Origin of the sequence: Janthinobacterium sp. J1-1 (assembly GCF_030944405.1) — a bacterium.
Lineage (GTDB): Bacteria > Pseudomonadota > Gammaproteobacteria > Burkholderiales > Burkholderiaceae_D > Janthinobacterium.
In genome coordinates this window covers 3,775,415-3,799,833 of the sequence record NZ_CP132339.1, presented here as the reverse complement: position 1 = coordinate 3,799,833, position 24,419 = coordinate 3,775,415, and the positions used below count along the sequence as shown (strand labels likewise).

The window sequence follows — 24,419 nt, the reverse complement described above, 5'->3', positions numbered from 1 at the left end:
GGACACATCATGCAACGCGAAAACACTCTCACCCGCGAAATCCACAACCTGCTGCAGGGCAGCGACGACTGGCACGCCTTCCGCTTCAACCATCACGGCGCCAGCGAGGCGGCCGCGATGCTGGGCCTGTCGAAGAAAGTAACTCGCAGCGAACTGGTGCGCATGAAGGCCACCGGCCTGGCTAAGGAATTCAGCGACTGGGTGCAGGAAAACATCTTGGACCATGGCCACGAGGTCGAAGCGCTGGCGCGCCCGTTCGCCGAACGCATCCTCGGCGACGACCTTTACCCCGCCACCCTGTCGCTGGGCCGCGAAAGCGCCTCCTGCGACGGCCTGAATATGGCCGAGACCATCGGCTTCGAGCACAAGCAGTGGAATGCCGACTTGGCCGCATCGATTGCCGCTGGCGTACTGCCGGACGAGCACCAGCCGCAGGTCCAGCAACAGCTGATGGTAACCGGCGCCGAGAAGTGGCTGTTCATGACGTCCGACGGCACCGAAGCGAACATGGTGTGGATGTGGGTGTATCCGGACACAGCCTGGTTCTCGCGCATCGTCGCTGGCTGGGAGCAGTTTGACGTCGACGTGGCGAACTACACCCAGGTCGACCATGCAGTGAAGCCAGAAGCGGCGCCGGCCGCCGCCCTGCCTGCATTGGTCGTGCAGACCGAAGGCAAGGTCGTCAGCAGCAACTTGATGGCCTACCAGAAGGCGGCCGAGAAGTTCCTGTCGACCATCAAAACCGACCTGCAGGACGATCAGGACTTCGCGGATGCTGAATACAACGTCAAGTTTTGCGGCGAGGCCGAGGCCAAGTTGGAGCATGCCAAGGCTGCGGCGCTGGCGCAAAGCTCGACCATCGACGAAGTAATGCGCACGGTCGACCACATCAAGGCGCAGTTCCGCGCCAAGCGCCTGGACCTGGAAAAACTGGTCAAAGTGCGCAAAGAGCAGATCAAGGAAACGATCCTGAACGACGGCCGCCGTGCTTACGCCGAGCACGTTGCCGCGCTCGAAGCTGAGATCGCCCCGATCCGCCTGCAACTGGCCACGCCCGACTTTGCCGGCGCCATGAAGGCCAAGCGCACGCTGGCCAGCCTGCACGATGCGGTCGGCACCACGCTGGCCAATGCCAAGATTGCGGCCAACACGCAAGCGGCCGACTACCGCGCCAAGCAGGCGTGGTGCCGCGAGCACGCCGCCAACTACGGCTTCCTGTTCATGGACATGGCCAGCATCATCGGCAAGCCGATGGATGACTTCCAGCTCGTCATCAACAGCCGCATCGCCGAGCACAAACGGGCCGAAGCTGCCAAGCAGGAGGCATTGCGCGCCAAGATCGCGGCCGAGGAAAAGGAAAAGGCCGAAGCAGCCGCTGCCGCCGAACTGGCCGCCCAGCGACGCGCCGACGCCGAGCGCCAGGCTGCCGAAGCCAAAGCCGCTGCGGAACGTCAAGCCGCTGCCGACCAGGCCGAGCGCGAGCGTGTCGCCGCCGCGAACAAGGCGCAACTGGAACTGCAGGCCGCCCAGGTTGCCGCCACCCGCGCCACCCAGGCCGCAGCCGACCGTGCCGCCGAGACAGCGCACTCCATTCGCGAAACCGCCCTCGTCGCTACGCCCCAAGGTCTCGCCCAAGGCCAGGCAGCAGCACTGGCTGACCAAGGCCGCCTGGCGGACGCTGCCGAAGAGTTGGCCGGCGCCAAGACTTCTCCGGACGGCGCCGACCTCTCGCAAACAGCGCAAGACCTGTTCGAGCAAGAAGGCGCCGCAAACTTTGAGCGCGCGCACACGCCGCCTACCCTGCGCCTGGGCCAGATCAGCGACCGCCTCGGCTTCACGGTCACAGCCACATTCATGGAATCCATCGGCTTCTCGCTGGCGGCCACGGACAAGGCCGCGAAGCTGTACCACGAAGGTGATTTCAAGAGCATGTGCGCGGCCATCTGCCGCCACATCAGCGCCGTACAAATCAAGCACGCCATTTAAACCATTGCCACACACAAGGAAATCACCATGAGCGCCACCCCTCAAATCGTCATGCACCAGGTCGAATCCAGCCAGTTTGCAGCCATCGGCCATGCGCCAGAGCTCGGCCTGCTGGCCATCCAGTTCCACCCGAAGAAGTCGACTGGCCAGAGCGATATTTACCACTACCAGAATTTCAGCGCGGAACTGTTCGCCGAATTCCTGGACGCCGAGTCGCATGGCTCGTTTTTCATCCAGCGCATCAAGAAATGCGCTGACCGGTTCCCATATTCGAAGGTCGACCAGGCCGCGTTCAACCACACCGCGCCGCAACCGGCCGTCAAACCGGCCAGCCTGGCCGAAGCCGCGCCGGTCAAGCTGAGCAAAGAACTGTTGGCCGGCCTGCTGACGGGCCGCGAATACGGCAAGGAAATGCTGAAGGAAGAGGTAATGCAGGCCAAGGCGGCCGGCCTGATCGTCATCTTCGGCGCCAGCGACGACCTGATGGAGATGCGCGGCGCCATCCATGACGAATTCTCCTGCTATAGCGGCGGCACCGCGCTGATCGATAGCAATGGACTGCTGCCCGATCGTGACAACCTCGAACAGGATGACGAGTTGAAGAAATTCTTCACCCGTCAGCCCTTGGCGCGCAAAGTCGAAGCACTGTTCTGTGAGGAAGGCGACTACGCCTGGACTTTCCGCACCGGCGTCCCGCACGCCACCTTCGAAATCGTGGAAGACGGCGCACCGTACTGCCGCGGCATCGTGATCGACGTGGCCGACCTGGGCGGTGCGGCGTGACCACGCGGGCCGAACGCCAGGCACAGGCGACCGCAAAGCTCCAGGCGGCATGCGACAAGTTCAACGCAGCGCACAAGGTCGGCGCCGCCGTCAGCGTCGAGCTGGACAGCGGTGAGGTCCGCGAGACGGTCACCACCAGCGAGGCCCAAGTGCTCAGCGGCCACAGCGCAGTAATCTGGCTCGATGGCATCAGCGGCTGCTACGACCTGGACCGCGTGACGGCTTCGAAAGTGGCAAAAGCATGAGCGCCACCTGCACCGAGGAGCGCTTCCTGCGCGACGTCGCCAAGCACGAAATGACCGTGATTCGCGATGATGGCGTGCACCGCCACATCCGGTTCAAGCAGCCGGACAGCGGCATGATGTTCTTCGACCTGATCACCTGGCCGGGCTTCCTGTGCTACTGCGGCGACATGGGCACATACGTATTCCAGCGCACGCAGGACATGTTCGGCTTCTTCCGTAAAAACGGACGCCTGGACGGCATCGATCGCCGTTACTGGGCCGAAAAGATCGAGGCGGCCGACCGCACCGGAGTTGAAAAGCACAGTCACGATGAGTTCACGCGCCAGATAACTGACTGGGTGGACCAGCAAGCAGAAGGCGACAAGCCGGACGACGACGAGCCTGAGCAACTTGTGCTGTGGTCCGAAGCCTATGCCGAGTTGCGCGCCGAGGTCGAATCGGAGGTGTTGAGCGCGGACAGCAACGAGGTGCGATGTTTCGACGCCGCGAACGACTTCACGCACGCCGGCGACGCGTGGAAGGCATTCCATGGTCCGAATGCAAAGTTCCGGTTCGCCGATTTTTGGGAGGTCGATACGAAGGAATATACGTCCCGCTTCCTCTGGTGCTGCTACGCGCTGGCCTGGGGCATCGAACAATACGACGCTGCCAAGCGGCTGGCGGCCGAGGCAGTGCCGGCATGATCGCCGCCGGCACTGTAGTGGAGGTCGGCCAGCTTGATGGCGAGGATGGCGCGCTTGGCTTCGTCATCCAGCGGGCCAACGGCGAATTCATCACCGTCAAGGGGTTGACGCTGGATGAGACGCGCGCGGCGGCGGCGCTGTTCTTCCAGACGGTGACGATCGGGCTGGAGACACCGCCATGACAAAGAGAACGTTTTTCCTCGCCCATGACGAAGCGCGCCGGGGCGCAGCAGCATTCGCCAAGACCGCGCCGGTCGGCTGGATGGTGGTGTTTTCCGAGCCAAAGAAGAAGCGCGCCCAGGAAGAAAAGTACCACGCCATGATCGGCGAGATCGCCAAGCAGGTCGAGCACATCGGGCGCAAGTGGGATGCGGATGACATGAAGCGGCTGCTGGTGGACGAGTTTGCCGACGAAATGCGCATGGCCGGCACGCCGCTGCACCACGACGGACGCGTGACGCCCAGCTTCGACGGTCGCCGCATCGTGCAGCTGGGCGTCCAGACCAGCGACTTCTATGTGAAGGAAGCCGCGCAGTTCATTGAATTTTTGTACGCCTTCGGCGCCGCGCGCGACGTCGTATTTTCAGAATAGGAACCGCCATGTTTTTCAAAAATATCCAAGCATATCGCCTGCCGCAAAACTGGCCGATGACGGCTGACGCCCTCGCCGAAGCGCTGGCGCCGCAGAAGTTCACCGACGCCACCAGCATGGATATGGTCAGCCAAGGCTGGGCCCCACCACGCGGCGCCGACCAGCCGCTCGTGCACGCCGTCGGCGGCCAGTTCCTGATGCAGCTGAAAACCGAGAAGAAGCTGCTGCCGTCCAGCGTCATCAACCAGTTCACGAAAACCCGGGCGGCAGAAATGGAAGAGGCCCAAGGCTTCCCGCCCGGCAAAAAGGCCATGAAGGAACTGAAAGAGCGCGTTACCGACGAGCTTTTGCCGCGCGCGTTCCCGCTGGCCACCACCACGGACGTATGGATCGATTCGGTGAATGGCTGGCTGGTGGTGGACGCGGCCAGCCCGGCCAAGGCCGACGACGTGGTCAAGCTGCTACTCAAGTCCGTCGACAAACTGCCGCTGGAAAGCCTGCGCGTTCAGCGCTCGCCGGTCGGCGCGATGACGGAGTGGCTGCAAGCGGACGAATCCCCGGCCGGCTTCACGGTCGACCAGGACGCGATCATGCGCGCCACCGGCGAGAGCAAGGCTCAGGTAGCGTACAAGCGCCACACCTTGGAAGCGGACGATATCCGCCGCCACATCGCCGCCGGCAAGCAGTGCACGCGCCTGGCCATGACCTGGAACGACAAGATTTCCTTCGTGCTGGACGAGAGCATGGCCATCAAGTCGATCAAGCCGCTGGAAATCATCAAGGAAAGCGCCACGCGGAATGACGACGAGCGCTTCGACAGCGACTTCGCCCTGATGACCGGCGAGCTGGCCAAGATGCTGGCCGATCTGGTCGAGGTGCTGGGCGGCGAAGCCGAGGTAGATGCGCGGCCGCCGGGCCCTGCCGTTGACGCGGCGCCGGCCAAAGGCCACGAGCCTGTACGCGAAGAGCGCGAGGTGCTGTCGCTGAATGATCATATCGCCGGCCAACTCGCACAGCGAGGCCTCACGATGCGCGACCTGGAGCCCAGGGCCGCCGACGCCGTGCCTCCCGGTGACGGCAGCACGACCGATCCGCTGTACGACCAGGCCGTCGAGGTCGTGCGCACGCAGCAGCGCGCGTCGATCTCGCTGGTACAGCGCAACCTACTGATCGACTATAACCGTGCGGCCCGGCTGATCGAGGCGATGGAAGCCGCAGGCGTGGTCAAGGGCACGCAGGGCATCTACACGGTGACGGCGGTGACGGGAGCGGCAGCATGAGCGGCGTGCGCACCCCTGGCCTGCTTTTCGTTGCCGAAACGGTCCAGGATGACGGCTGCAGCCCGGAAACCGTGATCCGTGGGATGGGCGGCAGTGCTGGCGTAGCGGTGGCCATTGACTTTGGCGCGAACAATCCGGGCATGCGCGAGGCCAACGCGCAGCGCCTGGTCGCTTGTTGGAATGCGCTCGATGGCCTGTCCGACGATCATCTTGCTGGTGGCTGGAACGTGCGCGGCATGAGCTCCTACGCCAAGGGCCTGGAAGAAAAGCTTGCCGCAGCACGGGTGCTGCTGAGCGAAGCAGTGAAGCCGCACGACGACCATCTGGCCGCCCTCAAGGCCGCCGGCGAGCAGCCAGTCATCAATCCGCTTTCCGTCCGGATCAACAACTTCCTCAATGGCGGCGCCACATGATCAACCGCCTCTACACCGTCAGCGCCACCCTCACGGCCGTCATTATGGCCACCAGCGAGCGCGAGGCCGAAATTCGCTTCAGGGAGAGCTTTGGCGAGATCAAGGACCAGCCCATCGACGCTGTGGCCGATCGGGAAATTCGGACCGAGGATGATTTGCCGGGACACTGGGACGTCGAATGCATGCCGTATGGCCCACGCGACAACACGCTGACCATCGGCGAATTCTTGGACGTGCTGCCGCCGCTGGTGGTGCGCGATACCAAAACCGTCGATATGTTTGCGACCACGCCGGCCGCTGGAGAAAAAGCATGAAAGAGCACCCCATCCTCATGAACGGCGCCATGGTGCGCGCCACTCTGGCCGGCACCAAGACGCAAACCAGGCGGGTTATCAAGTTGCCGCCGGCGCCGGCGGCGCTGGGTGAATGGCTGGCGTCAACCATCGGTGGCGAGAACGGCGGGCGGACGGCGGCCGGCAATGAAGTGCCGCTGCAAGTGGTTATCTGGCACACGCGCACTGGCGAGACCATCGGTTGCCCGCACGGCCAGCCCGGCGACCGGCTGTGGGTGCGCGAAGCATTCGCAAAGACGACCGTATGCCAAGCGCTGGGCCAAGAGTGGACAGTCTATCGCGAATGCGACAACCGTACCGACTATGGAGGGCCATGGAAGCCAAGCATCCACATGCCTCGTGCGGCCAGCCGCATCCTGCTGCAGATCGTGTCGGTCCGCGTCGAGCGGCTGAACGACTGCAGCGAGGCAGACGCCTTGGCCGAGGGTGTAGCGCCGAATTGGATAGGGCCGCTCGACAAAGGACCGAACGGGCGCGGCGGCGAGGGCTGGCCTGGCGATGATTATCTGCACTATACGAATGGCGCTGACGGTGACCCGGCATATTCGGCGCGCGAGAGCTTTGAATCGCTGTGGGAATCCATCAACGGCGCCGGCAGCTGGGACGCCAACCCATGGGTGTGGGTCATTGAATTCAAGCGGGTGGCTCCATGAAGCGCCTGCTTGCCTATGAAGTGCGCGAGCCGGACGAGGGGCACTGCTGCATCATCTTCGCAAACAACAACGCCACCGCGCGCCGCGAGGGCGCCAGCGAGCTAAATGTTGACTGGGAAGGTGTCGAGCATTGCCGCCGCAACCCTGCATACGACCTTTACGCGCCCGGCCCAGTACCGCCGCTGGTGCTGATCAAAGATGGCTGGTGGTTCGAGTGCCACCAGTGCAGCCGCAAGATCGACGAGTACATGGACAACGAGGACTTCGATCCAGATGACTGCACTCCTGTGGCGTCAGGCCAGGACGTGTTTTGCTGCTCGACTTGCCAGGCGCGGAACCATGCCGAGCGGCGAGCCAACGGTGCCGCAAAGGTTGCTTTGATTGAGCTGTTTGAAGCGAAGTTTCCCGGCTGCTCGATCAAGGATGTGCACGTCTACGGCGCTAAGCTGGAACCTCGCGACGATGGCGGTGGAATGAAGTGCACTGTTTCATTCTTATTCCCGGGCGCACGATACGGCGCGACCTATGAATATGGATCGCCAGAACTGTACGTTGCGCAAGGTGATCTGCCGGCCTACTACACCTGGCGCGGCATCGAGCCGCCGGCGGAGGCTCCATGACCGACCTGAACGACCTAAGCAAAAGCGCGCTGTCAGCCGCCATGCGTGGCGGCACCGCAGGCTGGGGCAAGATCGGTTCGGCTCAAGCCCACATTCGCTACAGCGAGAAGAAGCCCACGCGGCCGGGTCGCCGGCGCACCTGCAACTGCGGTTGCAATGGCCCGGCCACCCACGCCGGGATGGCAAACGGCGTGGCGCTGACCAGTGCATGCGAACTGGGCATTGCGCGCTGGGTTCGCACCGGCAGCGTCCGGGCTACGCGATGAGCAACAAAACGAGAAGCCGGTCGGCCGCGCGCGTGGCGGTGGCCCTGATCCTGATTTACGTGGCGGCGACCCTGGCGGGCGCCCTGGCCGCGACAACCTGAAAGCGAATATGGAACAGAAAATTGAAGCCGCACCTGTCGTGCGCGATGCCCAGGGGCATTACGACCACCCCGATTTACCACCGTTTGGTGAAGGCGACGCGGCCAGCTTCAGGGCGTGGACCGAGGCTCAATGCCTGGTGGTGAAAAGCGTCTGGATGGAGGAGGATGCGCCCGATTTGGCGGATCGCTACTTTGAGGGCGAGGGTGATCCCTCAGCCCTGGTGGACTGGCAGCCGACCAGCCCAGGGCTGGACTGGTTTTTGCTGGCCCTGTACGAAGATGAAGACGGCCCGGTCGCCTGGTTTGCATCTCGCTCACCGGCTGCAACATGAGCACCCGCACGCCGGCGCCGGCCGAAACACCGCGCGAGCTGGCCGACCAGCACGACCTGCGCATCCACCGCGCAAAGCAACTGGCCAGGCCGGTCGGCTACCAGGGCCTGAACTGCTTTATTGCCGGCTTCTGCTGGCACAAGGGTGATGCCGACATGACCGTGTACATCGAGGGCCTGACTGAGCCGGTCGCGCCATCCGCAATAACCATATTGGAGCAACCGACATGATGAATAACGAGCAACATAAGCGAATCAGAAATGCACTGATGATGGCAGCGCTGGACTGTGGGCACACGATCGACAGCGACGGCGTCACCCTGCAATGCGATCCGGCGAAGCCAGGCAACTCGCTGGCCCAACTCTCTGACCGCTTGCTGGAAGCATATCTGGCGGCCGCTAGCGCGGCCGTCGGCCCGGTTCAGGCGCCGCAAGCCATGGTGCCGCTCAGCGCTGACGGCAAGTCGGTCTGGATCGATGGAGTTGGCGATGTGAGATTGGCGCAGGCGCCGGTGCCGGTGGCCGCACTGATGTACATGGATGAGCTGCCAGCGGCGCAGGCGGGGGAAAAGTGGATCCATCAGTTTGCCAGCCAGGCCGATAAAGCTCTGTACGCACCCGATGAGGCATGCCAGGCAGTTCGCATCAAGTGGTGCGCATACTTCGACAGCTATGACCGCCTTGTTGCCGCCTACCTGCTCACACGCGACTCGAAGAACTGGACGCAGCTCACCAAGGTTCGCGGTGAGGCGTTTGACGCACCCGTGCAGCCCGCGGCCGCGCCGGATGATTTGCGCAATACCCTGGAGCTCGCTTACATCGCGCTCGATACCCCTCACTCGCTCCACGTTGTGCGGCTCAAGGCAATGAAGGGCATCCGCAAGATGCTGGATGAGCCATGCACCGCCGCGGCGGATCGCGGGGCGCTCCAGGCCAATGGCCAGCACCCGGCACCGTGTGCGCGCGATTGCGAGGCGCCCGCATTCAAGAACCAGCTGCGAGAGCGTGATGCGCTGATTGCAAGGTTAAAAGCGCGGCTTGCACGCTGTCACGCCCCGCCCTCACCCGAGACGCAGCAGGCCATCGCGGCCGCGCGCGCCGCCGGCCAGTCGGTCGCTGCGACGCCGGGCGGCCTGGTCTTCATGAACGACGGCGCCGAGCCGGGCAACGGTGAGCTCGATTGTCCTGCATGTGGTGGCAGCGGACACGCCGGCGACGTGGCAACCGGGGGTGCGCCATGAATATGACCGAGCACGACATGGTAGCTAAGCTTGTCGAGACCATCGAGCGCAACGCGCGCGCAGCAGCCGCCAAGGCTGAGGCGCAGCGTCAGCCTCTGGCCTGGGTGAAGCTAGAGCGCTACGTCGAAATATCAGGCGATTCCGTCGATTCCGTGCAGGCTCGTCGCAAGGCTGGCAAATGGCTCGATGGCAATCAATGCAAAATTGTGGATGGCCGACTGTGGATTAATCTGCCGGCAGTAGAAGAATGGGTCGCAAAATGGGAACAAACAAGTCCGTCTCGCCAGGCGTTGAGCTCCGTGCGCATGCCAAAAGCGAGTCGATAAGAATAAAGTTCATGTATCGAGGATCGGAGTGCAGGGAGACCTTGCGACTGACCCATTCGAAAGCAAACATAAAATACGCCGAGCGTCTGCGAGGCGAGATCCTCAACGCGATCGAGATGGGCACCTTCTCATATGTTAAATATTTTCCTGACTCCCCTCAGCTGGCGAAGTTGGGGATTCGCACTGATCGCAATAACGTGACGGTGGGGGAGTTGCTTGCCGAGCAGTACGTGATCTACAAGCGGACGCTAGCCCCCAGCAGCCTGAAAAATTATTGGCGAACCTACACGTCGAAGCTGAAGCCGCAGTGGGAGACTACCCGCGTGCGCGACCTAACGCCAGCGTCGATAAGGACCTGGATTGGCACGTTGAGCCTGTCGGCAGCATCTATCAATCAGATGCTGATCCCATTTCGAAGCGTGCTGGACCAGGCAGTTAATGATGACCTTATCGACAGCAGCCCCCTTGATCGAGTCAAGCTGCGGAAGGTCCTCAGCCGCGATGCATATGAGAAGACGCCTACTGCCGACCCGTTCAGCGCGGATGAGATCAAAAAAATACTGACTGTCGCAGACGAGCAGTTGCGCAACGTCTGGCTATTCGCATTTGCAACAGGCATGCGGCCAAGCGAATACATTGCCTTGCAATGGGAGTCGATCGATTGGGAAAATTGCACGGTGAAAGTCGAGCGAGCGCGGGTTGTCGGAGTTACAAGCAAGAACACAAAGACGAAATCCAGCAAGCGCGTGATCGATCTTCGTCGCGGCGCATACGAAGCCTTGGGGGCCCAGGAGCAATATAGCCGCCTGGCCAATGGCCCTGTATTCCTCGATCCGGCAACCGGACGAGGGTGGGATACCAGTGACAGGCTGAATAGAGTGTGGATTCCAACCTTGAAGAAAGCGGGTGTCAGGCACCGAACCCAGTACCAAACGCGCCACACTTTCGCGTCGACCTTGCTATCAGCCGGTGAAAATTTGATGTACGTGGCCAAGCAGATGGGGCATGCCGACACGACGATGGTCACGCGAATTTATGCACGCTGGCTTGAGCAGGATGATGGCTTGCTGCCTGACTTCTACATGCGAATGATCGAAGGTAAGAAAAGAATGATTCGGTAAGCAGTTCGCCCTCGTTTCGCCCTCAAATTCTCAAAAGCACTTGAAACCCGCATGAATGCTGGGCCTTTGGATGCGAAGCAATTTATACAGAAATTCCTGCCTGCTGTCTTGAACCTTTGCAAGACCTTCAGGGCGATTGCATGAAGCATCAGATCGGCAAGCCCAAGACCTTGGCAAGGTAGTCAGCACTCCAGCCGGCTTTTAAGCGTTTGGTGGCGATGCCTACCTTGGTCGACTTCTCATTTTTCAGCAAGTTCAGGGCGATTCGGCGTAGGATGGCGAAGTTTTGTGCTCCTTCGCCGACCCTGATACGGCAATCGTCTTCGCGGAACGCGACGTCGAGAACCCAGTGCATGTTGTTTTCGATACCCCAATGGGCCCGGACGATGTGCGCAAGATGAGCCGCTTTGGCTGCTAGGCTGCTGAGGTAATAGCGCCGCTCGACGCTGGCGGCACCGCTGCTGTTTCTGCCGATGATTTCGCGCCTAGATTCAATCATGATCAGGCTTTGGACGCCGGCCCAGTGCTGGTTTTGCTGGCCCAGCCAGGCAACGTCGTTGGTGACCAGGCAGCGCCGGGTTTCAATGCGCCCGTGGTCCTTTTCAGTGTGGTTGTGATCCCAGAACGGACGATCCAAGGTACCCGCCTCGGCGGCATCGAACCACAACCGTATCGCTTCGGCCAGACTGGGTTGGTTATCCTTTACCCCCAGCACATAGTCGGCGCCGCCAGCGACAATCTTGGCGGCGACATCATGCTGGCACCCCATCGCATCTATCGTGATGACGGCGCCCTTGATGTCCAGCGTGGCCAGCAATTGAGGGATCGCGGTGATCTCGTTGCTCTTGTCGGCGGTCCTCACTTGCCCCAGCGTCAAGCCACTGGCGCTGCTCCATGCCGACACCAGATGAATCGCGCTGTGTTTGCCATCATGGGAGCCGCGCACGCACTTGCCGTCGATGGCAATGTGCTGCCCCGGCAGCGCCGGGCACATCGTCCCCATCCATCTGACGAAACATGCCTCGAACTGCGTCGCATCGAGCAGCGAAAACACCCGCCCGAAGGTGTCGTGCGAGGCGATGCCGTTGGCAAAGGGCAGCTGTTGGCGCAGCCAGTCGAGCTTTGTTTCGCTCCATTCGACAACCGCCGTCCAACTCTCCGCGCCGCTGATGACTGCGCAGATCGCCGCCAGCAGCAACTCGTCGAGTCGATACGGACATTGACGCCCACGCGGGTCGCTCAAGTCATCGAATGCCGCCACCAACGAGATTGGTTCATTTGCCATTTGTCCGTCCAAATATCGAAAGTAAACGCCTTTCTCAATGCGTTTACAAGCAATATTTTCGACCTACGGCCACACCAAGCACTGATGCTTCATGCAATCGCCCTGGCAAGACCTTGGACAGGACTGCGCTTGCACTGTCGTTTGCCAAAAACTACTATGAGTACAAACATCAAGGGAGACATTAATGGAACAAAAGCTGCTCCGCTGGGACTCCAGCAGCTATTTGAAGACACCAGCAGATGAGCTCGCCTACCTTGACGCCTGTCTCGAAGAAGCCGGCGATGACGCCGCATTCATCGCCAAGGCGCTCGGCAATATTGCCAAGGCGCGTGGCATGACGCAACTGGCCAAGGATACGGGACTGGGCCGGGAGAGCCTGTACAAGGCGCTGTCCGGCGAAGGCAACCCGAGCTTTGCGACGATACTGAAGGTGACACGCGCGCTGGGCTTGCAGCTACGCGCCAGCACGCTTGCCAGCTAAGCCTTGGCACCCTTGCTCCCGGCACGGCGCCGGCGCGCCTCTTTCGGGTCGGCCTGCAGGGGGCGATACACTTCCACCCTGTCCTGCGCCCGCAAGACCGTATCGAGCGTCTTCTTCTTGCCGTGGATACCGACCAGATTGACAGCCAGGTCGATCTCGGGATGCTGCCGCAGCAAGCCGCTCTGCTCAAGCGCCTGCTGCAGCGTGCTGCCGGCAGGCAGGCTCATGGTGCGCAGGAAGGCGGCATCGGGCAGCGCGTAGCAGACCTGCACCTCGACCTGCACTTCGGTCGCGTCAGGCGCCGCCATAGACCGTCTCGGCACGCTTGCAGAAGGAATCGACCATGCTGTTGGCGATCATGCCGAACACTGGGCCGATGATCTGTTCGAGCACGCGGCTGGAAAACTCGTAGCGAAGGTCCAGCTCGATCTTGCAGGCGTCTTCGCGCAAGGCCTTGAAGGTCCAGACGCCATCGAGGGTCTTGAAAGGACCGTCCACCAGCTTCATCTTGATGGAGCTGAAAGGCACGTTCTCGTTGGACGTGGTGAAGCTTTGGCGTACGCCGTGGTACTGTATGCCCACGCTGGCAACGACGGTGTTGTCGCCGCGCTCGCGTATCTCGACCGCGCCGCACCAAGGCAGGAATTTGGGATAATCTTCCACTGCCGCCACCAGCGCGAACATTTGTTCGGCGCTGTAGCCGAGAAAAACTGATTTATGTACTACTGCCATTGAAGAACCATTTGCTATGATGTTGGATACACTTGGATTTTATCGCGCTTGCGCGAGACAGTAGTTTAACCGACCCGCGCACATTTACCATTCTCATGACCATAGCAGACAATAGAAAAGCATTCCACGACTACTTTATCGAGGATCGCTACGAAGCCGGCATCGTGCTCGAAGGCTGGGAAGTCAAGGCCATTCGCGACGCCCGCGTACAAATCAAGGAAGCCTACGTGGTTGTCCGCGGTACCGAACTATTCCTGTTCGGCGCGCATATCAGCGCCCTGCCGACCGCCTCCACCCATATCCACCCGGAAGCCGTGCGCACGCGCAAGCTGCTGCTGCACCGCGCGGAAATGGACAAACTGATCGGCAAGGTCGAGCGCTCCGGCTTCACCCTGGTGCCACTCAACCTGCATTACAAGGGCGGCCGCGTGAAATGCGAAATCGGCCTGGCCAAGGGCAAGAAGCAGCATGACAAGCGGGCCGCGGAGCGCGACCGCGATGGCGCGCGCGAAGTCCAGGCGGCGATGAAAACCAATCGCCGCTGATTGGCAAGCACCCCACACCACCAACCCGGCCATGCGCCGGGTTTTATTTTGCCTGCGCCATGCGCCATCATGCCCAACTGGGCGGCATCATCAGGATAAAAACAAGGAAAACGGGAATAATACGGCGTTATTCAGGCGTGATGCCAGAATGACAATAGAGATAAACAGGGAGATAAGCTGGGAGTTAAGAACAGGAGAATGGCTGGCCTGGAAAACGACCGGTTGCGGCAGATAAAAACTTCCGGATGCTTGCAAGCTGTTTGGCCAGCATGACAAGATTCACACAGTACAAGCATCCGAATGAAAGGTAATTACACCTTCAGCAGGTCACGCGATTTACCCGAATCGGTCCATTCCTTGACCCATTTCGGTTGACGGCCACGGCCAGTCCATTGTTGCGATGCATCGTCAGGATTACGATAACGCACGGCTACCGTACCGGTTTTTGCACGAATACCCGTACCCACCAGGTCTTTGACAGACACGCCCACGCTTTGCGCGATGGCCAGGATTTGCTCGCGCGCTTTTGACAGATCGTCATGTTCGCGTTTTTTCATCTGCTTCTTGATGTCGTCTTGCAGCGTGCGCAGTTCCGACAGGGATAAACTGGACAGATCCATGATATTTCCTTTGTATGAGTTGAAAAGAGTGCTGTATACGCAAATTCTATCCAATTGTAACGTGCCTGAGGAGATTTTTTTTGAAAATTTAAAGTTTTTTGCAATTATTTTCATCCGGCAGCGCCATTATCATGACATCTGTGGCAAAGACAAAACACTGCCGCCCGGCATTGAGCTTCGTATTCTTGCAAAGATGCCGACATCGCCAACCATCCCATCAAGCAGCAATCACCATGGTGCCATTAATCCTGAAGTATTTTTTGATTCATTGCAATTTATCGTCATCATAAAAGACAATTTATAAAAAAGCATGTTGAATTTACCGGCACACTGCAAATAACGACTTCACTGCACCATCTCCGTGCATTGCCGCCACCTGCAATGACGCACACTTTAATCGAAAAAGAGAATACACGCTGCACGCTACACATCACTTCAATCGAGGCATCAACCACCTTGATTCAAATAATGCGTGATTGTAGCAAACTGGCGAGACGACTCCCGCATGCGGTATCCGCGCACAATACAGAAGATGCAAAAACGCCCGCAACAGCGGGCGATAGTTACTATTGAATAACTAGTGATTACTCAGGGGAGCGCTACTCCGCCTTTCGGCTTTTGCGTTTTTACCACTTGCATGGCGGTAGCGATCAAACTGCTCATCTCGCCCAGATTGGCCGGCACGATAATCGAGTTATTGGTTTTGGCCAGTTGCGCAAAGGCGCCCACATACTGTTCCGCCACTTTCAAGTTGACAGCGTCCTCACCGCCCGGCTCCCTGATGGCCGCGCCCACCTGGCGCAGCGCTTCGGCGTTGGCTTGCGCCAGCGCGACAATGGCGGTGGCCTGCCCCTCGGCGCGGTTGATCGAGGCCTGCTTTTCACCTTCCGAGCGGGCAATCGCCGCTTCGCGCTCGCCGCTGGCGATATTGATCTGCTCCTGCTTGCGTCCTTCCGAAGCGGCGATCAATGCACGCTTTTCACGTTCGGCCGTAATCTGCGCCTGCATGGCATGCAGGATTTCCTTGGGCGGTGTCAAATCCTTGATTTCATAACGCAATACCTTGACGCCCCAATTGGCCGCCGATTCGTCGATGGCATTGACGATGGCGGTATTGATATGGTCGCGCTCTTCAAAGGTTTTATCGAGCTCCATCTTGCCGATCACGGAACGCAAGGTGGTTTGCGCCAATTGGGTAATGGCGGCGATGTAATTGGATGAACCATACGACGCGCGCATCGCGTCGGTAATCTGGAAATACAGAATACCGTCGACTTGCAACTGCGTATTGTCTCGCGTGATGCACACCTGCGGTGGCACGTCGAGCGGAATCTCCTTGAGCACATGCTTGTAGGCGATGCGGTCGACAAACGGCACCACGATATTCAGGCCAGGGCCCAGCACGGCGTGAAATTTCCCCAGCCGTTCCACTACCCAGGCATGCTGCTGCGGCACGACATTGACGGTCTTGAAGACAAATACCAGCGCCAGCAATAACAAGATCAGCGATACGCTCCCGATGCTAATTTCCATAGTTTACTCTCCAGTGTTATCCAACAATCAAACGGCTGCCGCGCACGGCACGTATGGTGTACTGCCCTGCTTGCGTATCACTGCCGGGCATTAATTCCACATCCCACAAGGCGCCGCGATACATCACGCGCGCCACGCCATCGACCCAATGCGCCACCGCCACGCTTTGACCGATATCGAGATTCACATTCGGGTCCTGGGCCGCATCGCGGCGCGCCGCCTTGCCGAAGCGGCTGCGGCGCAATAACAAGGTCGCCACCACGCCGACCACGGCCGCGCACAAGCCTTGCAGCGGTCCATTTGCGCCGGCCAATGCGGCCAGCGCGCCGGCACTCATGCCAATGGCGATCATCAGCAAATAAAAGGTTCCGCTGAATAATTCCAGGATCAATACCAGCCCACCCGCGATAAACCAGCCTATCCAATCGGCCATGATGTTTTCCTTTCAGTCAGCCGTTGCGGAAAAATAAAAACCCCCGTGACCGATATAGGTGACGGGGGTCTTCACAATATTGCCAGATATTTATTCTTGCCTGTATACCTATAAGTAACAGTCTAAAGCAATTCCGGCTCACGTCAATAGGCGAGCCGGAATTTCATTCTTTCAAGACTATTATTCTTCGAGCAGGCTGCGCAACATCCACGCGGTTTTTTCATGCAGGTCGAGGCGCTGCGTGATCAAATCGGCGGTCGGCTGGTCATTGGCTTTTTCCAGCAGCGGGAACAGGGCGCGTGCCGTGCGGGCCGTCGCTTCCTGGGCCGAGACCAGATGGCGCACCATGTCCAGCGCCGGCGGCACGCCTTCGATTTCCTTGATCGAGGCCAGCTCGACGAACTGCTTGTAGGTACCTGGCGCAGGGTAGCCCAGCGCGCGGATACGTTCGGCGATCAGGTCCAGCGCGCCCCACTGTTCGGTGTACTGCGTCATGAACATCAGGTGCAGCGTATTGAACATCGGTCCCTTGACGTTCCAATGGAAATTATGGGTCATCAGGTACAGGGTGTAGCTGTCGGCCAGCAGGCCCGACAAGCCTGCCGCGATCTTCGCGCGGTCCGATTCGGAAATGCCGATATCGATTTTTGCCGAGCCAGTTTTCGGATTTACAGTTGGTTTCTTGCTTGCCATATCAACTCCTGTCTGTGTGAAAGTAAAACCATTTTAGCAAATCTTGCGCTATCTCATCACTGGGCGCCGTGCGGGCCAAAAAAAACCCGCTGCCATTGCCGGCAGCGGGTTTTTCGTTGGGGCCAGTGAAAAGCTTACGCTTTCAACGCCGCCAGTTTTTGCCAGGTATCGATCACCGAATCCGGGTTCAGCGACATCGACTCGATGCCCTGCTCCATCAGCCAGACGGCAAAGTCAGGGTGGTCCGAAGGACCCTGGCCGCAAATGCCGATGTACTTGCCGCGCGCCAGGCAGGCCTTGATGGCCAGCGACAGCAGCGCTTTCACGGCAGGATCGCGCTCGTCGAAGTCGGCGGCCAGCAATTCCATGCCGGAATCGCGGTCCAGGCCTAGGGTCAGCTGGGTCAGGTCGTTCGAGCCGATCGAGAAGCCATCGAAATGGTCGAGGAACTGGTCGGCCAGGATGGCGTTCGACGGCACTTCGCACATCATGATGACGCGCAGCTCGTTCTCGCCGCGCTTCAGGCCATTCTTCGCCAGCAGGTCGATCACTTTCTCGGCCTGGCCCAGGGTGCGCACGAACGGCACCATGATTTCCACGTTGGTCAGGCCCATGTCATTGCGCACGCGTTTCATCGCTTCGCATTCCATGTTGAACGCTTCCGAGAAATCGGCGGACAGGTAGCGCGCCGCGCCGCGGAAGCCCAGCATCGGGTTTTCCTCGTCCGGCTCGTAGCGCGAACCGCCGATCAGTTTCTTGTACTCGTTCGACTTGAAGTCGGACAGGCGCACGATGACCTTTTTCGGCCAGAACGCGGCGGCGATGGTGGCGATGCCTTCGGCCAGCTTGTCGATGTAAAACGCTTTTGGCGACGCATGGCCACGGGCCACCGATTCGACCGCTTTTTTCAGGTCGGCATCGATGTTCGGGTATTCCAGGATCGCGCGCGGGTGCACACCAATATTGTTATTGATGATGAATTCCAGGCGGGCCAGGCCCACGCCGGCGTTCGGCACCGACTGGAAGTCGAAGGCCAGCTGCGGGTTGCCGACGTTGAGCATGATCTTGGTGTCGAGTTTCGGCAGTTCGCCGCGCGACACTTCCGACACTTCCGTTTCCAGCAGGCCGTCGTAGATCTTGCCTTCGTCGCCTTCCGAGCACACCACGGTCACGAACGTGCCGTCCTTCAGCACGTCGGTGGCGTCGCCGCAGCCAACGACAGCCGGCACGCCCAGCTCACGCGCGATGATCGCCGCGTGGCAGGTACGCCCGCCTCGGTTGGTGACGATCGCCGAGGCGCGTTTCATGACCGGTTCCCAGTTCGGATCGGTCATGTCGGCCACCAGCACGTCGCCCGGCTGCACGCGTTCCATATCGGCCGGATCGTGGATCACGCGCACGGGACCGGCGCCGATCTTCTGGCCAATGGCGCGGCCGGACGTCAGTACGGTACCGGTGCTTTTCAGCTTGAAGCGTTCCTGCACGTCGGTCGCTTTCTGCTGCGATTTGACGGTTTCAGGACGCGCCTGCAGGATGTACAGCTTGCCGTCGCGGCCATCCTTGCCCCATTCGATGTCCATCGGACGGCCGTAATGGTTTTCGATGATGACGGCGTATTTCGCCAGCTCCACCACTTCGCTGTCGTTGAGCGAATAGCGGTTGCGCATTTCGACCGGCACGTCGACTGTTTTCACGGAACGGCCAGCTTTCGCTTCGTTGGTGAATTCCATTTTGAGCAGCTTGGAGCCGATATTGCGACGGATCACAGGCGACTTGCCTTTTTCCAGCATCGGCTTGTGCACATAGAATTCGTCCGGATTGACGGCGCCCTGCACCACGGTCTCGCCCAGGCCATAGCTGGAGGTGACGAAGACCACGTCCTTGAAGCCCGATTCGGTGTCGATGGTAAACATCACACCGGCCGCGCCCAAGTCCGAGCGCACCATGCGCTGCACGCCGGCCGACAGGGCCACTTCGGCGTGCGTGAAGCCCTTGTGCACGCGATACGAGATGGCGCGGTCGTTGTACAGCGAGGCGAACACCTGCTTCATGGCGTCGAGCACATTGTCGATGCCGACCACGTTCAAAAAGGTTTCCTGCTGGCCTGCGAACGAAGCGTCCGGCAAGTCTTCCGCGGTGGCGGACGAGCGCACGGCAAACGACATCTCGGTATCGGAATCGGCCACCAGCTTGGCGTAGAACGCATCGATCTCGGCGGCCAGGCGGGGCTGGAACGGGGTTTCGACAATCCACTGGCGGATTTCGGCGCCGGCTTGCGCCAGGGAACGCACGTCGTCGATCTTCAGGCCTTCCAGGCGGTCGGCGATGCGCTGCGCCAGCGGCAGGCCGCCGTTGGCGCTATACGACAGGAAGTCGCGGAACGCTTGCGCGGTGGTGGCGAAACCGCCAGGCACGCGCACGCCGGCTTCGGCCAGCTGGCTGATCATCTCGCCCAGCGAGGCGTTCTTGCCGCCGACGGATTCGACATCCGTCATGCGCAAATGTTCGAACGAGGCGACGTACACCGCGTCCTGGTCTTTCTGCTGCTCCTGCAATGCTGCGTTGGTCATAATGACACCCTTACTGATTAGAAACCTTTAGGCGCGGCGCACAGACAGTCTTCTTGTTATTCTTGGCGTCGTGCAGCACAATCAATACCGTTCCAGCCATTTTACCTTGTGCGGCGCAAATTGACGACGCACAATCTTGATATCAAAACCATGACAACCGAACCACGCCCCCCCTTGCCCTCGGCGGCCCGCACCGTTTTCTTCGTCTCCGACGGCACCGGCATCACCGCCGAGACCTTCGGCCATTCCGTGCTGTCGCAGTTCGAATTGCGCTTTCGCCAGGTGCGCCTGCCCTTCATCGACACCATGGACAAGGCCTACGAGGCGGCGCGCAAGATCAACGAAGCCTTCGCCGCCGACGGCCAGCGCCCGATCATCTTTTCGACCCTGGTGAAGTCCGACCTGTCGGCCGTGATCCGCAAGTCCAGCGGCATGCATATGGACCTGATCCAGACCTTTGTGGCGCCGCTGGAGCAGGAACTGGGCGTGATGTCGACCCATACCATCGGCCGCTCGCACAATATCGTCGACAGCGAGGAATACAAGAACCGCATCGAGGCGATCAATTATTCGCTGGCGCACGACGATGGCCAGTCGCATAAAAACCTGTCCTCGGCCGACGTCATCCTGGTCGGCGTATCGCGCTCGGGCAAGACGCCGACCAGCCTGTATCTGGCCATGCAATACGGTATCAAGGCCGCCAACTATCCGCTGATTCCCGACGATTTCGAACGCGACAAGCTGCCATCGGCTTTATATGAATTCAAGAATAAAATTTTTGGATTAAGCATTACGCCCGAACGTTTGTCGGAAATACGCAACGAAAGACGGGCTGGCAGCAAGTATGCGGCGATTGAAAATTGCCGCTACGAGGTCAACGAGGCGGAAAAAATGATGAAACGCGAGGGGATACGCTGGCTGTCGTCGACCACCAAATCGATCGAGGAGATCTCGACGACGATACTGCAGGAAATCAAGCCGAACCGCCGCGAGTATTGATACAGGAAGAACGGCCATCGCTCAGGCGTCACGTCAAAATCAGGCTGGCAACTGCTTCCTCGAAACGTTCAACTTGTCACTACGGAATGAACGTATCCAAGCTTGGATGCAGCACAGCCCGGCATCCCGTCGTAGTACGTATCAATACTTTCGCGTTGTCGCCGTCGTTCTATTGGATGTCCAAGCAGCACTACCACTGGCCGGAGTCTTGCCAGTGGCTTCAGTTTGTGGTTTGGCAGCCGATTTCGAGGCCGCAACGGCCTTGGATTTGGAGGCAAAAATTACGTGGCCGGCGACGCTCTTGCCATGGCGTTCAAGGCTTGAGCGGAAGAGATCCTTCGCATTTTCGACGACCACACTCTCTTCCGCAGTGAGTCCCCGGCTACCGAGATTGAAATTAACTTGTATCTTGCTCATGATGATCTTCCTATATCCAAGCGGGCTTTTCATCCAAAAACAACGGCAGCATGTGACGAAGCTTCAATTGACGAGAGACTTCGTTATCAGACCGATTATCCAACGTTGTTTGATGTTTTTTCACCGACTCCAGAGTCAATAGTACACCAAGACTGTCTTGAGGAAGCGGAACCTCCTGGGTACGGCCACTTGCGTCACGAATCAGACCGATGGTCCTTGCCGGCCTCGCCTGGCGCCAATTGGAACGGTCCACCATGGCCGAACATGTAAAGCTCAACACTGCTGAACCAGGATCATCTGCCAGAACCGTTGCATAGCGCCCGGGCCACCGGGTTTCCAACTGCGGCCCATCCATCAATAATGCGATAACAAGATTAGGGCCCACGGCGCGGATCACACTCATCGCCGGGTCGGCCCGCGCCAGGTCCTCACAGATCAGTGTCGTCACCGACATATCTTTGCGCAGTCCAAAAAATGGCAGCTGGCGATTGCCGACATCGATGTCTTCCCACCACTGATCATTCTCGTAGTCATTGTCAAAATCCAGCGCGTAACCCTCGGCCTGGCGGCGATCAAGGCGCCAGCGGTGATGCTTGTTTTGCTCGCGCTTCACCGCTCCCTCTCCTTTTCGAAGAACAAACGTTTGAGCCCGATTGTAAGTTGCTTTTGTGTCTGGATCGATATCCAGCACGCCGGTGATCAAAAACTCTATCTTGATATCATTGGCCTTCAGCGTCTCGACCAGTTCTTTGGCGATTTCCGAAGTCAATGCGCATTCTGGCAAAACAATGCCATCGGGCATTTGACCCGTATGAATATAGGCCTGCTGGACGAGTGGAATGATCAAATCACTGGCCACTTGCTCACCAGTCAATCGCTTGCCCTCATGCTTTAGCCACAGTTGTTCGAGACGGAAGTAAGCCGCCATCTTGTGACCATCTCCGAACGGCGTGCGAGGTGAGCTCAGCTGGAAGCAATTGCCATCGACAGTAAACGGGAATGGCACCAGCAACAACCTGACATCATAGGGCAACTTCGGGTCCGGCCTGTCCGCCGTTGCGCGCTCGGTAGTGGACCAGATCCATTCCGGTGCGATGACTGTCCGGGAGGGAAGAAGCGCGAGGTGATGACTCAACGATCTGATTGTGCATCCAACGGACGGCGTCAGTGATTTTGGCAGCACCACAGCTCTATCTAGTGGGACAGCGACACAAAAAGATGTCGGCAAATAATGCATCAACTCCGTGGCAAAGCTTTTGTCCGCCATGCACCCCATCGCGATAGCCGCAAAAAACCGTGACGGCGCTTCTGCCTGCGACACATCCCAGCCCATGCCGGCACAAGTTTCATCAGCGATGGCAAAAAGAGCCAGCAGTATTTCGATGACCTCGGGGCTGCCACATATCTGCTCGATCTCCACATCACCACGTTTCTTCGTCAGATTGCGCCACAGATTCAACACCAACCTTGGCTGCGTTCCCGGATCGTCGTTCCAAGCCTTGGCGGCCTTTCCAACTTTTTTCAAGTAACGCCCATGAGCATCCAGATTGCGGCGATCGGGACTTGCTTCGGTATAGCACCCGGAACGATCAATGAGGGCAGCCGTGACGGCAAAGAGGTCCACCGGCCAGTTCGGGCAATCCCATGACTCCGAAGTTGGCGGACTGTTTGTGCTTTTGGCACGAGGCATGGCAAAAGCGTCCGTACCGGTCGGCATCAAATGCAAAATAAACTCATTGATGTTCAAAGCCACGCCTCACTGACCATTATATTAATAGAGAAGGCGATCTTAGCTCATGAACAGTCAGTTGATAAACAATTTGGCTGTCGGAGCGAGGATTTATCAGATGATGGAAAGGAGGTGCAAAGCATGCAAGGCAGGCAAATCGACGGCATCCAGGGGTTTCAGCCCGCCTCCGCGCCCAGCACCGCCAGCGCCGCCACCAGCCGGTCCAGTTCCTCTGTCGTGGTGGTGATGGCCACCGTGGCGCGCACCACGTCGATGTGGCCGGCATTGCGCTGCACGGTAAACACGCCAAAGCGCTGCAGCAAAGCCTGTTGCAGGGTGCGGGCGTCCAGGCCATCGACGGCGAACGCCACCAGCGCCGTGCCCCTTGCCGCATCCGGCGGCGACAGCAGGCGCACGCCGGGCAGCTGCGCGGCGCGGCTGACCCAGTAATTGCGCAGCCAGGCCAGGCGCGCCATCTTGGCTGGCGTGCCGCCCAGGCTTTCATGAAAATCCAGCGCGGCCGGTGCGGCCAGGATGGCGCCGATCGGCGGCATGCCCATATGCAGGCGGCAACGGATATCATCGAGCGGATAATCGCCGTCGCCGAAATGCGGCTCGATCTTGTGCAGCTGCGAAGCGCGCATGTAGACGAAACCAAGCCCCGCCGGCGCGCCTATCCACTTGTGCAGATTGAAACCGGCAAAGTCGATGTCCATGGCCTGTACATCCACCTCGACCTGTCCCAGCGCATGAGCGCTGTCGAGCAGCACGTCGATGCCGTGTTCACGCGCCAGCGCGGTCAGCTCGCGCACCGGCAGCTGCTGGCCGTTGGCCGGCGTCACCTGTGACAGCAGCAGCAGTTTCGGCCTGGTGGCCTCGCGCATGGCTTGCGCGTAGCGGGCGATGATCTCGTCGTCGCTGACAGGCAAGTCTATCCTCACTGGCGTGCTGATCACGCCGCGGCGCTGGGCCAGCCAGCGCATGGCGGTGCGCATGGCCGGATAATCGAGATTGCTCCACAACACGGTATCACCGGGCGCCAGGCCATGGTATTGCGTGATCAGCACCTGCATCGATTCGGTGCCGCTGCGCGTCAGCAGGATCTCGTGCGGTTCGGCGCGGATCAGCGCGGCGATGCGCGCGCGCAGCAGATCGACGTGCCGCAAGGTGAAGTCGCCGCGCACGAAGGGACTCAGCTGCTCGTTGGTGTAGCGCACGGCCTGCTCGAACGCGGCCTGCACGGGCGCCGCCATCGCGCCAAAATAGCCGTGTTCGAGATTGACGACGGCATCGGGCGGCGCCGGATACAAGGTGGCGACCCGGCGCCACCAGGCCTCGTCACGTACCGCACCGTCGGCAAGCAGAGGAAAAGACATGGCGATAGCCCG

General features: G+C 59.8%; 32 protein-coding genes and 1 pseudogene. 22 read left to right on the top strand and 11 right to left on the bottom strand.

Annotated features, from left to right (window positions below; all coding sequences use genetic code 11):
* Positions 1-9: 9 nt before the first annotated feature.
* The 18 genes and pseudogenes from Q8L25_RS17295 (at position 10) to Q8L25_RS17210 (ending at position 10,994) form a co-directional block, all read left to right on the top strand.
* Positions 10-1,986: a YqaJ viral recombinase family protein gene (locus Q8L25_RS17295; protein ID WP_308920540.1), complete on the top strand. Its 1,977-nt coding sequence runs from the start codon at positions 10-12 to the stop codon at positions 1,984-1,986.
* A gap of 27 nt (positions 1,987-2,013) precedes the next feature.
* A complete protein-coding gene (locus tag Q8L25_RS17290; RefSeq protein ID WP_308920539.1) occupies positions 2,014-2,769 on the top strand; it encodes a KTSC domain-containing protein in 756 nt (251 codons plus the stop codon).
* Positions 2,766-3,014 (top strand): hypothetical protein, encoded by a 249-nt coding sequence (locus Q8L25_RS17285; RefSeq protein ID WP_308920538.1) that lies wholly within the window; start codon positions 2,766-2,768, stop codon positions 3,012-3,014. Before Q8L25_RS17290 ends, Q8L25_RS17285 begins: the two co-directional genes overlap by 4 nt.
* Positions 3,011-3,697 (top strand): hypothetical protein, encoded by a 687-nt coding sequence (locus tag Q8L25_RS17280; protein WP_308920537.1) that lies wholly within the window; start codon positions 3,011-3,013, stop codon positions 3,695-3,697. Before Q8L25_RS17285 ends, Q8L25_RS17280 begins: the two co-directional genes overlap by 4 nt.
* Positions 3,694-3,879 (top strand): hypothetical protein, encoded by a 186-nt coding sequence (locus tag Q8L25_RS17275; RefSeq protein WP_308920536.1) that lies wholly within the window; start codon positions 3,694-3,696, stop codon positions 3,877-3,879. The genes Q8L25_RS17280 and Q8L25_RS17275 overlap by 4 nt, the downstream gene beginning before the upstream one ends.
* Complete coding sequence (locus Q8L25_RS17270; protein WP_308920535.1) at positions 3,876-4,289, top strand: recombination protein NinB; 414 nt, start codon at positions 3,876-3,878, stop codon at positions 4,287-4,289. Before Q8L25_RS17275 ends, Q8L25_RS17270 begins: the two co-directional genes overlap by 4 nt.
* Before the next feature lie 8 nt (positions 4,290-4,297).
* Positions 4,298-5,185 (top strand): annotated as a pseudogene (locus tag Q8L25_RS17265) (recombination-associated protein RdgC); the annotation flags it as partial.
* Between the two features lie 132 nt (positions 5,186-5,317).
* Complete coding sequence (locus tag Q8L25_RS17260; protein WP_308925746.1) at positions 5,318-5,569, top strand: DNA translocase FtsK; 252 nt, start codon at positions 5,318-5,320, stop codon at positions 5,567-5,569.
* Complete coding sequence (locus Q8L25_RS17255) at positions 5,566-5,982, top strand: hypothetical protein (RefSeq protein ID WP_308920534.1); 417 nt, start codon at positions 5,566-5,568, stop codon at positions 5,980-5,982. The genes Q8L25_RS17260 and Q8L25_RS17255 overlap by 4 nt, the downstream gene beginning before the upstream one ends.
* On the top strand, positions 5,979-6,296 hold the full coding sequence (locus tag Q8L25_RS17250; protein WP_308920533.1) for a hypothetical protein: 318 nt from the start codon (positions 5,979-5,981) through the stop codon (positions 6,294-6,296). The genes Q8L25_RS17255 and Q8L25_RS17250 overlap by 4 nt, the downstream gene beginning before the upstream one ends.
* Entirely contained in the window at positions 6,293-6,988 is a 696-nt protein-coding gene (locus Q8L25_RS17245; RefSeq protein WP_308920532.1) for a hypothetical protein, read from the top strand. Before Q8L25_RS17250 ends, Q8L25_RS17245 begins: the two co-directional genes overlap by 4 nt.
* Complete coding sequence (locus Q8L25_RS17240; protein ID WP_308920531.1) at positions 6,985-7,608, top strand: hypothetical protein; 624 nt, start codon at positions 6,985-6,987, stop codon at positions 7,606-7,608. Before Q8L25_RS17245 ends, Q8L25_RS17240 begins: the two co-directional genes overlap by 4 nt.
* A complete protein-coding gene (locus Q8L25_RS17235; protein ID WP_308920530.1) occupies positions 7,605-7,874 on the top strand; it encodes a hypothetical protein in 270 nt (89 codons plus the stop codon). The genes Q8L25_RS17240 and Q8L25_RS17235 overlap by 4 nt, the downstream gene beginning before the upstream one ends.
* A gap of 109 nt (positions 7,875-7,983) precedes the next feature.
* Entirely contained in the window at positions 7,984-8,307 is a 324-nt protein-coding gene (locus Q8L25_RS17230; RefSeq protein ID WP_308920529.1) for a hypothetical protein, read from the top strand.
* Complete coding sequence (locus tag Q8L25_RS17225) at positions 8,304-8,537, top strand: hypothetical protein (protein WP_308920528.1); 234 nt, start codon at positions 8,304-8,306, stop codon at positions 8,535-8,537. The genes Q8L25_RS17230 and Q8L25_RS17225 overlap by 4 nt, the downstream gene beginning before the upstream one ends.
* Complete coding sequence (locus Q8L25_RS17220) at positions 8,534-9,547, top strand: hypothetical protein (protein ID WP_308920527.1); 1,014 nt, start codon at positions 8,534-8,536, stop codon at positions 9,545-9,547. Before Q8L25_RS17225 ends, Q8L25_RS17220 begins: the two co-directional genes overlap by 4 nt.
* The gene (locus tag Q8L25_RS17215; protein WP_308920526.1) at positions 9,544-9,873 is read left to right on the top strand and encodes a hypothetical protein; all 330 of its coding nucleotides are present in this window, start codon (positions 9,544-9,546) and stop codon (positions 9,871-9,873) included. The genes Q8L25_RS17220 and Q8L25_RS17215 overlap by 4 nt, the downstream gene beginning before the upstream one ends.
* Positions 9,795-10,994 carry an Arm DNA-binding domain-containing protein gene (locus Q8L25_RS17210; RefSeq protein WP_308920525.1) on the top strand — a complete coding sequence of 400 codons (1,200 nt, stop codon included), beginning with the start codon at positions 9,795-9,797 and terminating at the stop codon, positions 10,992-10,994. The genes Q8L25_RS17215 and Q8L25_RS17210 overlap by 79 nt, the downstream gene beginning before the upstream one ends.
* A 148-nt stretch (positions 10,995-11,142) precedes the next feature.
* Here the strand turns inward: Q8L25_RS17210 and Q8L25_RS17205 are convergent, their stop codons facing one another.
* Complete coding sequence (locus Q8L25_RS17205) at positions 11,143-12,264, bottom strand: ISAs1 family transposase (RefSeq protein ID WP_374694299.1); 1,122 nt, start codon at positions 12,262-12,264, stop codon at positions 11,143-11,145.
* 199 nt (positions 12,265-12,463) lie between these two features.
* On the opposite strand from Q8L25_RS17205, the gene Q8L25_RS17200 reads away from it, so the two are divergent.
* Positions 12,464-12,760 carry an addiction module antidote protein gene (locus Q8L25_RS17200; protein WP_308920523.1) on the top strand — a complete coding sequence of 99 codons (297 nt, stop codon included), beginning with the start codon at positions 12,464-12,466 and terminating at the stop codon, positions 12,758-12,760.
* On the opposite strand, the gene Q8L25_RS17195 is transcribed toward Q8L25_RS17200, so the two are convergent.
* Together Q8L25_RS17195 and Q8L25_RS17190 are read right to left on the bottom strand one after the other, a co-directional pair.
* Positions 12,757-13,068 carry an RnfH family protein gene (locus Q8L25_RS17195; RefSeq protein ID WP_308920522.1) on the bottom strand — a complete coding sequence of 104 codons (312 nt, stop codon included), beginning with the start codon at positions 13,066-13,068 and terminating at the stop codon, positions 12,757-12,759. The genes Q8L25_RS17200 and Q8L25_RS17195 overlap by 4 nt on opposite strands.
* A complete protein-coding gene (locus Q8L25_RS17190; protein ID WP_308920521.1) occupies positions 13,055-13,492 on the bottom strand; it encodes a type II toxin-antitoxin system RatA family toxin in 438 nt (145 codons plus the stop codon). The genes Q8L25_RS17195 and Q8L25_RS17190 overlap by 14 nt, the downstream gene beginning before the upstream one ends.
* Positions 13,493-13,587: 95 nt before the next feature.
* Between Q8L25_RS17190 and smpB the strand changes: the two genes are divergently transcribed.
* A complete protein-coding gene (gene smpB, locus Q8L25_RS17185) occupies positions 13,588-14,037 on the top strand; it encodes an SsrA-binding protein SmpB (RefSeq protein ID WP_308920520.1) in 450 nt (149 codons plus the stop codon).
* A 311-nt stretch (positions 14,038-14,348) separates the two neighbouring features.
* Here the strand turns inward: smpB and Q8L25_RS17180 are convergent, their stop codons facing one another.
* The gene (locus Q8L25_RS17180; protein ID WP_065305939.1) at positions 14,349-14,657 is read right to left on the bottom strand and encodes an H-NS family nucleoid-associated regulatory protein; all 309 of its coding nucleotides are present in this window, start codon (positions 14,655-14,657) and stop codon (positions 14,349-14,351) included.
* On the opposite strand from Q8L25_RS17180, the gene Q8L25_RS17175 reads away from it, so the two are divergent.
* Entirely contained in the window at positions 14,656-14,961 is a 306-nt protein-coding gene (locus tag Q8L25_RS17175) for a hypothetical protein (RefSeq protein WP_308920519.1), read from the top strand. The two genes, Q8L25_RS17180 and Q8L25_RS17175, sit on opposite strands and share 2 nt — an antisense overlap.
* Before the next feature lie 284 nt (positions 14,962-15,245).
* Here Q8L25_RS17175 and Q8L25_RS17170 read toward each other — a convergent pair whose 3' ends face one another.
* The 4 genes from Q8L25_RS17170 to ppsA form a co-directional block, all read right to left on the bottom strand.
* On the bottom strand, positions 15,246-16,190 hold the full coding sequence (locus Q8L25_RS17170) for a stomatin-like protein (protein WP_308920518.1): 945 nt from the start codon (positions 16,188-16,190) through the stop codon (positions 15,246-15,248).
* A gap of 16 nt (positions 16,191-16,206) precedes the next feature.
* The gene (locus tag Q8L25_RS17165) at positions 16,207-16,623 is read right to left on the bottom strand and encodes an NfeD family protein (RefSeq protein ID WP_308920517.1); all 417 of its coding nucleotides are present in this window, start codon (positions 16,621-16,623) and stop codon (positions 16,207-16,209) included.
* A gap of 180 nt (positions 16,624-16,803) precedes the next feature.
* Positions 16,804-17,316, bottom strand: coding sequence for a Dps family protein (locus Q8L25_RS17160; protein WP_308920516.1), 513 nt, complete (start codon positions 17,314-17,316; stop codon positions 16,804-16,806).
* 134 nt (positions 17,317-17,450) lie between these two features.
* Entirely contained in the window at positions 17,451-19,886 is a 2,436-nt protein-coding gene (gene ppsA / locus Q8L25_RS17155; protein ID WP_308920515.1) for a phosphoenolpyruvate synthase, read from the bottom strand.
* A 150-nt stretch (positions 19,887-20,036) separates the two neighbouring features.
* Between ppsA and Q8L25_RS17150 the strand changes: the two genes are divergently transcribed.
* Positions 20,037-20,885, top strand: a complete 849-nt coding sequence (locus tag Q8L25_RS17150; protein ID WP_308920514.1) for a pyruvate, water dikinase regulatory protein — start codon at positions 20,037-20,039, stop codon at positions 20,883-20,885.
* Between the two features lie 141 nt (positions 20,886-21,026).
* Here Q8L25_RS17150 and Q8L25_RS17145 read toward each other — a convergent pair whose 3' ends face one another.
* From Q8L25_RS17145 to Q8L25_RS17135, 3 genes are all read right to left on the bottom strand, one after another.
* Entirely contained in the window at positions 21,027-21,302 is a 276-nt protein-coding gene (locus Q8L25_RS17145) for a hypothetical protein (RefSeq protein ID WP_308920513.1), read from the bottom strand.
* Between the two features lie 10 nt (positions 21,303-21,312).
* A complete protein-coding gene (locus Q8L25_RS17140) occupies positions 21,313-23,049 on the bottom strand; it encodes a hypothetical protein (RefSeq protein ID WP_308920512.1) in 1,737 nt (578 codons plus the stop codon).
* Between the two features lie 158 nt (positions 23,050-23,207).
* Positions 23,208-24,407, bottom strand: a complete 1,200-nt coding sequence (locus tag Q8L25_RS17135) for an aminotransferase class V-fold PLP-dependent enzyme (RefSeq protein WP_308920511.1) — start codon at positions 24,405-24,407, stop codon at positions 23,208-23,210.
* Positions 24,408-24,419: the final 12 nt, after the last annotated feature.